Below are 6,065 nucleotides of genomic sequence, written 5' to 3' on the forward strand. Positions count from 1 at the left end.
AAGGGGGACGAGGCCGAAGGCCGGAGGGGGTTGGGAGCCGTTTCGCTCATCTCGTCCGCGCGGAGCGAACCGGCGCCGACCGGTGTGCGCCGTAAAGATTGGCGTACGGAAAATGCCCGACCGGGGTCACGTAGCTGGTATGAAAATTGGCGTTGTGATATGCCAGGGTCTGGCAGTTCTGGCACAAAACCACGCAATTATCCTCTTTATCCGGCCCGCCGGAGCTTTCGCGCAGTAAATAATGGGCCGCTTCTTCCGTTTCGACCAGCGTCTCGCCGCAGCGCGCGCATTTTCCGTTCTGGCGCAGCCGGGCCTGGGATTTGGTGAGGTTGGAAAAGGACATTGCTCCTCCTTTGTTTGTTTTAACTACGACTTACGTTCTTCACCCTACGCTCTACGGGTCTTCTCCAGCCATTTTTCCACGCCGACAAACGGCGCAATGGCCGCCAGCTTCTCCAGAATCTTTTTCCGCTCCTCCGGGTCGCCGGCGGCGAGATATTTGGCCTTTAACTTTTGGTATTTCTCCCGCCGCTCTTTTTTCTGTCTAATCTTAAGCTTCCTTTTCGTTTTGCGTATTTTGCCCATCATTATCAACCTCCTTGGCGATGCTTATCCAAAGAATTTTGGTTGGCCTTTGGTTTTCCAAATTCATTCTAATACCAAAATTAGGTATTATTGATAAGGATTTCAAGCTGTATCCCGCCGGCTATCTGTAAATTCTCATCGCTCGGGACTAAAGCCGTCCGCTACGAAAAAAACATTTGATGGAAGCGGTATGCTTGACTTCCGATTTTTGCCGATATATCTTTTGAGGTGTGGCTTTGGTAGATGCCACAGGCAGTACCGTAGTTGAGCAGTATGATGTAAGTGGTTGTAACCAAACGACGTGCAGGAATGGGAAGGGTTTTACTTTAGCGTGGACGAAAAAAGACAAACCGTAAGGGTTAACATTTTCGGAGAGGAATATCCGGTAACGGCCCCCGCCAAGGCCGACTATATTCACCATTTAGCCGACTACGTGGACAAGAAAATGCGGGAAGTTACCGCCCGAACGCAATCCAAACAGCCGGCCCGAATCGCAGTCCTGGCCGCCTTGAACATAGCCCACGAACTTTTTTCGGAACGCCGGGAGAAAGAGTTGAAGCTTTCCTCGGTGGAAGGGAAGGCCGAAGAGCTTCTGGTCTGGATGGACCAAAAGCTGGCCGAAGACCTCGAACTGCCGCAGCCCAGAAAAAGCTGACGGCTTTTCAACCCGGCCCCCAATAAGGCCGGGCCCGCGCACCAAACCCGTTTCCTCCTGCTTAAAATAGATTCCCCTTGCCATCCCGCTCGCGGGACGGCAAGAAATAATGGAGGTTGTATGCCGGAACTAATATGGATTATTATCGCCGGCCTTTTAATACTCGCCGCTTTCTTCACAGGCGGAATTCTTTTCCGCCGTTTCTCCTCCCAAAAAGTTGCCAAAGCCGAGGAATTCGCCAAAAAAATCGTGGCGGAAGCGGAAAAAGAGGCGGAAATCAAGAAAAAAGAGGCCATCCTGGAAGCCAAGGATGAATGGTTCAAGGCCAAAACCGCCTTCGAACGGGAAATTTCCAACCGCCGCGCCGAACAGGCCAAAGCGGAAAAGAAAGTGGAGGAGCGGGAACAGTCCGTCGAACGCAAGGCCGACCTGGTCAACAAAAAAGAGCGGGAGTTAATCAACAAGGAAAAAGTGGTCTCCGCACGGGACAAGGCCTTGGAAATCCGCGAGCAGGAACTGGAAAAGCTGATTGCCGACCAGAACCGCCAGCTGGAGCGGATTTCCGGAATGTCCTCCGAGGAGGCCCGGCGGCAGTTGATGGACAACCTGGTGAACCAGGCCCGGGCGGAGGCGGCGGCGACCATCAAACAAATCAAGGAAGAGGCGGAAACAACCGCCGACCGGGAGGCGAAAAACATCGTCATCTCCGCCATCCAGCGCACCGCCGCCGACCACGCCGTGGAGTCCACCGTCTCGGTGGTGCACATCCCCTCGGACGATATGAAGGGGCGCATCATCGGGCGGGAAGGGCGGAACATCCGCACTTTTGAAACGCTCACCGGCGTGGACGTCATCGTGGATGACACGCCGGAGGCGGTGATTCTCTCCGGCTTCGACCCGGTAAGGAGGGAAGTGGCCAAAATGGCCTTGGAAAAGCTGATTTCCGACGGGCGGATTCACCCCGCCCGCATCGAGGAAGTTGTGGCCAAGTCGGAAAAGGAAATGGAAGTCATCATCCGGGAAGCGGGAGAGCAGGCCTGTTTCGACGTCGGCGTGCACGGGATTCATCCCGAAATTTTGAAACTTATGGGAAAATTGAAATTCCGCACGAGCTACGGCCAGAACGTGCTGGAGCACTCCAAGGAAGTCGCCTGGCTCTGCGGCTTGATGGCGGCGCAGTTGGGGCTGGACGGAAATCTGGCCAAGCGGGCCGGGCTTCTGCACGACGTGGGGAAGGCGATCGACCGGGAGACGGAAGGGACGCACACCCAAATCGGCGCCACGGTGGCGGCGAAGTACAACGAGCCGCCCGCCGTGATTAACGCCATCGCCTCGCACCATCAGGACGTCGTGCAGGAAACGCCGTATTCCGTCCTCGTCCAGGCGGCGGACGCCATCTCCGGTGCGCGGCCGGGGGCTCGCAGGGAATCGCTGGAAAACTACATCAAGCGCCTCGAAAAACTGGAAGAGGTGGCGGACTCCTTCAAGGGGGTGGCGAAGGCGTATGCCATTCAGGCCGGGCGTGAGATCCGGATTATGGTGGAAAACGAGCAGGTGGATGATTCCGGCGCGGTGGTTCTGGCGGCGGACATCGCCAAGAAAATCCAGCAGGAGCTGGAATACCCGGGGCAGATTAAAGTCACCGTGATTCGCGAAACCCGGGCGGTGGATTACGCCAAATAATTTTCGGCGGTGCCAACCCATCCGGTGGCGCCGAATGGTTTTTACATCCGGCGGCACGCCCCTGCGCCACCGGTGTAATAACGCAGGGCGAATCTTTAGATTCGCCGCCGCATTTTTTGTTTGCCTTTTCGGCAAAAACTCTCTTTTTTCCAAACCGGCCGGAACGGCCTTGGAAGGGAATTGACCTGAACATACTTTTTGTCGGCGACATCATGGGGAAGCCGGGACGGTGGGCGCTTTCCCAGCTTCTGCCCGGTTTGAAAAAAAAATATGCCATTGACTTCACCATCGTGAACGTGGAAAACGCCGCCGGCGGCTACGGCTGCACCCCGCAAATCGCCCAGAAAATCAAAAGCTACGGGGCGGACTTGCAAACCTCCGGCAACCACATCTGGGACCGGAAGGAGATTTTTCCCTACCTGGAAACGGATCCAAACTTTCTGCGCCCCGCGAATCATCCCCCCGGCACGCCCGGCTTCGGCTCCCGCGTCAAGCCGTTGATTACCGGGCAGAAAGTGGGGGTTCTGAATCTGGAAGGGCGGGTCTATATGCGGGATTTGGAAGACCCCTTCCGCTACGCCGAGCGGGAGATTGCCGAGATGAAAAAGGAGACGCCGATTATTTTTGTGGATTTCCACGCCGAGGCGACCTCCGAAAAGCAGGCGATGGGGTGGCATCTGGATGGCAAGGTCTCCGCCGTGGTCGGCACGCACACCCACGTGCAGAGCGCGGACGAGCAGATTCTGCCGGGGGGGACGGCCTTCATCACCGACGTCGGGATGACCGGGCCGCACAAAGGGGTCATCGGCATCAACGCGCAGGACGCCCTGGCGCGGTTTTTGACCCAGCTGCCGCACCGCTTCACCGTCGCCACGGAGGATATCAAGCTCTGCGCCGTGGTGGTTTCGGTCGATGAACAGAGCGGCAGGGCGACCAAAATCGAGCGGCTGAAAATCGACTTCAAACCGGAAGGGCAGACGTTCGACGACGGGGAATAGGAGTTCCCGGATATGGCCATTTTATTAGACGGCAAGGCGTTAGCGTTCGAAATTAAAACGGAGCTTAAAGCCCGCGTCGAAAAACTTAAAGCCGCGGGGCGGAAAGTCGGGCTGGCCGCCGTTTTGGTCGGCGACAACCCGGCCTCCGAGGTGTACGTCCGCAACAAATCGAAATTCTCCGAAGAAATCGGGGTATATTCCGAAATCGTCCGGCCACCGGGGAACATCACCACCATCGGTTTGATTACCGTGATTCTGGCCTTGAACGACCGGCCGGATATCACCGGCATCATCGTGCAGTCCCCCCTGCCGAAAAAAATCAGCGAGCGGGAGGCCTCCGAGGCGATTCTGCCGGGGAAGGATGTGGACGGGTTTCATCCCCAAAACATGGGGCGGCTAATTTTGGGGCGGCCTAATTATGTCCCCTGCACGCCGGCCGCCATTTTGGAAATTCTCGCCCGCTACGGGCATTCCCCGGCGGGAAAGCACTGCGTCATCGTGGGACGCGGCAATATCGTGGGCAAACCGTTGGCGATTATGCTGGCGGAAAAGACCATGGGGAACGCCACGGTGACGGTCTGCCATTCCGCCACCCGTAATCTGGCGGAGCATACCCGGCGGGCGGATATTCTCATCGCCGCCGTGGGGGTGCCGGAGCTCATCAAGGGGGACATGGTGCGGGAGGGGGCGGTGGTCATCGACGTCGGCATCAACCGCGTCGAGGACAAAGCGAGTCCCAAGGGGTACCGTCTGGTCGGGGACGTCGATTTCGAATCCGTTTCCAAAAAAGCGGAAGCGATCACCCCCGTTCCGGGGGGCGTCGGGCCAATGACCGTGGCGATGCTCCTCTCCAATACCGTCAAAGCGGCGGAAAAATCAAGAAAATAGAAATTCGCATGGTTTTTTCCTGAAATGGAAATTACCGCCTGGCATGTTTTTTGGGCTGCGCTTTTGACCGATTTGGCGACCGGGTTGGGAGCCTTGCCGTTTGCTTTCAAGCGCACGATGTCCTCCCGCTGGGAGGGTGTCGCCGGGGCGGTGGCGGGGGGGATGATGATTTCGGCGGCGGTTTTTTCGCTGGCTGACAAGGCCTTGCACCGCGGAAACGTCTGGGGGGTCGTTGCGGGGATGCTGGCGGGGGCTTTGTTTTTCGTCTGGAGCGCGCGGATGGCGGAGAAAAACCGCTGGCAGATTGCCAATTTGAGCGAGGCGGATTCGCGGCAGGCGGTCTTGATGCTGGCGGTGCTTTTCGTCCACAGCATCCCGGAGGGGATCGCCATCGGCGTGGGATATGCCACGGGGGAGATTGAGTTCGGGCTGCTTTTGGCCATTGCCATCGCCATCCACAACATTCCGGAGGGAATTGCCGTTTCGCTCCCGTTGCGGGCCAAGGGGGTCTCCGTTTCCGCCTGCGCGGGGTATGCCATTTTGACGAGCGTGCCGCAGCCGGTTTTTGCCGTTCCCGCCTTTCTTTTGGTTTCCTTTTTTCAGCCGCTTCTTCCGGCAGGGTTGGGTTTTGCCGGGGGGGCGATGATTTATCTGGTGGTGGCGGAGATGATTCCGGACAGTTTATCCCGCTGTTCCAAGGGGGATACGGCGTGGGGGGTTTTGATTGGGCTCTTGGTGATGCTGCTTTTGACTTCCGGTTTGGGATTGAGTTGAGGGGGCTGCAAAATCGCAACCAAATCGGAGTGAATTTCGCAGGCCGGGCCTTTAGTAGAGGGACGTGTGTAGGGCTAACCCCCAAGCCACCTCCCTCTTTAACAGGGGTTGTGAGGCGGGGACGAATCTCTAATCTCCTGTCTCCAATCTCTGTATTGGTTAGCGGGATTTAGCCTCGGAGAAAGAGCCGGTGTGCACACCGGACCCTCCCCGGGGCGCAAAGGCGTAGCATGATACCCCCCGGCCGAGTGCCGGGGGCAAGAAACACACCACGCAAGCCCCCTTTGACGAAAGGGAGCGAAAAGCCAAAAAGCCCCTCCCCCATCAGGGCGGGGGAGTGCGGCAGTTCCACCCGGCCCCTGAGGCCAAGCCATTCCATCGGCTTGCCACCATAAGGCGCGCCCAAAAGGCCCGTCGGCAAAAGCCGCCGCCCGTTCCGGGCTTGGGGCGGACGGCCCAACCAAAAAAAGCCGGAATAGAAC

Annotated in this window: 7 protein-coding genes; 5 read left to right on the top strand and 2 right to left on the bottom strand. The window is 57.7% G+C overall.

All coding sequences use genetic code 11. The features are described 5' to 3' along the window. Positions 1–46 precede the first annotated feature (46 nt). Complete coding sequence (locus tag VNL73_06675) at positions 47–343, bottom strand: HNH endonuclease (GenBank protein ID HXF49092.1); 297 nt, start codon at positions 341–343, stop codon at positions 47–49. A gap of 44 nt (positions 344–387) precedes the next feature. Continuing rightward, complete coding sequence (locus VNL73_06680; protein ID HXF49093.1) at positions 388–588, bottom strand: DUF6800 family protein; 201 nt, start codon at positions 586–588, stop codon at positions 388–390. Positions 589–916: 328 nt separating this feature from the next. Here VNL73_06680 and VNL73_06685 point away from each other — a divergent pair, with 328 nt between their 5' ends. From VNL73_06685 to VNL73_06705, 5 genes are all read left to right on the top strand, one after another. Beyond that, positions 917–1,240 (top strand): cell division protein ZapA, encoded by a 324-nt coding sequence (locus VNL73_06685; protein HXF49094.1) that lies wholly within the window; start codon positions 917–919, stop codon positions 1,238–1,240. 132 nt (positions 1,241–1,372) lie between these two features. Then, on the top strand, positions 1,373–2,923 hold the full coding sequence (rny, locus tag VNL73_06690; GenBank protein HXF49095.1) for a ribonuclease Y: 1,551 nt from the start codon (positions 1,373–1,375) through the stop codon (positions 2,921–2,923). 116 nt (positions 2,924–3,039) lie between these two features. Further along, complete coding sequence (locus VNL73_06695) at positions 3,040–3,921, top strand: TIGR00282 family metallophosphoesterase (protein ID HXF49096.1); 882 nt, start codon at positions 3,040–3,042, stop codon at positions 3,919–3,921. Between the two features lie 12 nt (positions 3,922–3,933). Then, positions 3,934–4,809, top strand: a complete 876-nt coding sequence (locus VNL73_06700) for a bifunctional 5,10-methylenetetrahydrofolate dehydrogenase/5,10-methenyltetrahydrofolate cyclohydrolase (protein ID HXF49097.1) — start codon at positions 3,934–3,936, stop codon at positions 4,807–4,809. A 24-nt stretch (positions 4,810–4,833) separates the two neighbouring features. Next, entirely contained in the window at positions 4,834–5,583 is a 750-nt protein-coding gene (locus tag VNL73_06705) for a ZIP family metal transporter (GenBank protein HXF49098.1), read from the top strand. The last annotated feature ends 482 nt before the right edge of the window (positions 5,584–6,065 follow it).

Source organism: Verrucomicrobiia bacterium, from assembly GCA_035574275.1.
Lineage (GTDB): Bacteria > Zixibacteria > MSB-5A5 > DSPP01 > DSPP01 > DSPP01.